Raw genomic sequence first — 1,953 nt, forward strand, 5'->3', positions numbered from 1 at the left:
ATCCCCTCAGGCAACGACAGGTCACTGAACTCCGCGAACCCCTCCAAAGACGCCTCAGGCGGAGACACCGTAGGATCCGGAACCTCCCATCGAGGCTCGATCACATCCTCCAGCGAGCACCCGGAGAGCACCACGAGAACGGCCAACAGCAAGAACACCTTACGGACACGCATCGGACCGGTCACATCTCTCCCGTGTAGGTATGTTCCTCAGAACGACCATACATGAGGAATTCCTGGGCGACTCCAGCTCTGTGCAGTTCAGCGAGTTGTTCGTCGGTGATCGTGAATCCCAGAATGTCAGTGGACTTGTTCCCGTCCCAGTTGTACTGGTCCCGGTAATTTACGTGGGTACGCGCTTCGTATCGCCACTGCCCTCCCGACTCCTCCGGGGGGTAGACGGTAATTTGGCCAGTCACGTTCATGTCAAACTCTCCGGTGGCGTAGAACCAGTTCTGATTACCACCAGCCCCATCCTCATATCCGAAGTTCTCCCAATCAAAATTTACCGGATAAGTGACCGGACCTGTGATTCCCTCAGACCTAGCCCGTTCAACCGCAGTCCGATTGAGGTAAAATACGATGGAATCCACTTGTCCCTGAAATTCCGGGATCTCCTCCAGCATACGGTCGACATCCTGCTCTAGAGGGTCACCGCTATTCCCAAGATAGTGGAGCAGGTTACGCGAGGCGTCAGGCCATGATCCAGCCATGACATGGGACATCGTCTCGGCGGCGGACTTGGTGAAGTAGTCGTCCAGCGGCCAATTATCGGACCCCCACTCCCCCGAGCCAGGATCAGCGGCTTCCCAGGGAGGTGGGTCAGGTTCCGTCACATTCTCGCCCACTACCATTTCCCCAAGTCCTTCTTCTAGAGGCTCGTCTCCCTCGGTACCGTTCTGCTCCTGGGGGTCACGGTGGCGGTTCTCGTCGGTCTCGCGCTCCCGTCCGGCCTCTTGCCCCGCGTCCCTGCGATCATGATCGGTTCCCAACCCGTCCTCGGCCCCTTCGGGGTGATGGACGAACGAGAAGTGGACACCGTCTCCAGGTGTGGTGAAATCGGCCGTCTGAATCGACAAGGCTCCCGATTGCTGCTGCGCCTGCTGTGTTCCCGGGTGCGCCTCGGACGCCTCACCGGCGTTCGACACGGCGGGAGAGCATCCCGCCAAGGAGAGAGCGTGGCACACTGCGTCACCCATTCCACCTGCGATGCGTTCGCCGAGATCGGAGAAAACCAGAACGGCGGCGACCGCGGCGACCAGTACCACAAGTCCCGCATACTCGACAAAACTCGCTCCCCGATCGTCTCGCCACCCAGAATCGCCCACGCCACCCTCCCTCTCCCCCCTTCCGGAAGGAGAGTAGGTGGACGGGGCAGGGCTGTCGTGAGCCCTCAGGCCTATTTAGGGACCCAATCCGCCCACAGTGCCCCCTCCCCACCACACTCCCTTTCGTCTCACCGCTCCTCCCGCTTCGGGGTTCCCCAGTGGAGAATCCGGAAATCTCCTGAAGGAGTGGGGTGTTCTTCTCGCTGCCACGTTCCGTGGCGCCAGAGAGCAAGGGGCCGCACCCCAGCCAGAGAGCCGACCTCACCGCGATACCTCGTACTCCGACATGTAGACCTTGGCCGGCCCCTCCTCCGAAGGATCCGGATACAAGACCACCGCCATGAGCTCCGTACTGAAATCACCGACAAGAAGCTCACAGCCACGCGGAGGCCCCGGGTAGCGCTCCAGATCCGCAGGATCGATCCGAAGCCGCTCCTGTTTGCGCTCAGGAACGCGATCACCGAGTGGATTAAAACTCCCCGTCTGCTCACAGACGGATTCCGCCGCCTCATGATCGTCGATCACGAAGCTGATCCAGTAGACGACCCGCCCGTAATCGTCGAACCCCGAATCCACACCGACCTCCCGCATCCCCTCAGGCAACGACAGGTCACTGAACTCCGCGA

2 protein-coding genes are annotated in these 1,953 nt (G+C 60.6%); both read right to left on the reverse strand.

The genetic code is table 11. The features are described 5' to 3' along the window. Positions 1-181: 181 nt before the first annotated feature. On the reverse strand, positions 182-1,267 hold the full coding sequence (locus tag B5D66_RS25335; RefSeq protein WP_159457322.1) for a hypothetical protein: 1,086 nt from the start codon (positions 1,265-1,267) through the stop codon (positions 182-184). A 321-nt stretch (positions 1,268-1,588) separates the two neighbouring features. Continuing rightward, positions 1,589-1,953 (reverse strand): hypothetical protein (locus B5D66_RS25600; RefSeq protein ID WP_159457323.1); only part of this gene is annotated, 365 nt, incomplete at its 5' end.

It is taken from the genome of Marinactinospora thermotolerans DSM 45154 (assembly GCF_900167435.1).
Classification (GTDB): domain Bacteria; phylum Actinomycetota; class Actinomycetes; order Streptosporangiales; family Streptosporangiaceae; genus Marinactinospora; species Marinactinospora thermotolerans.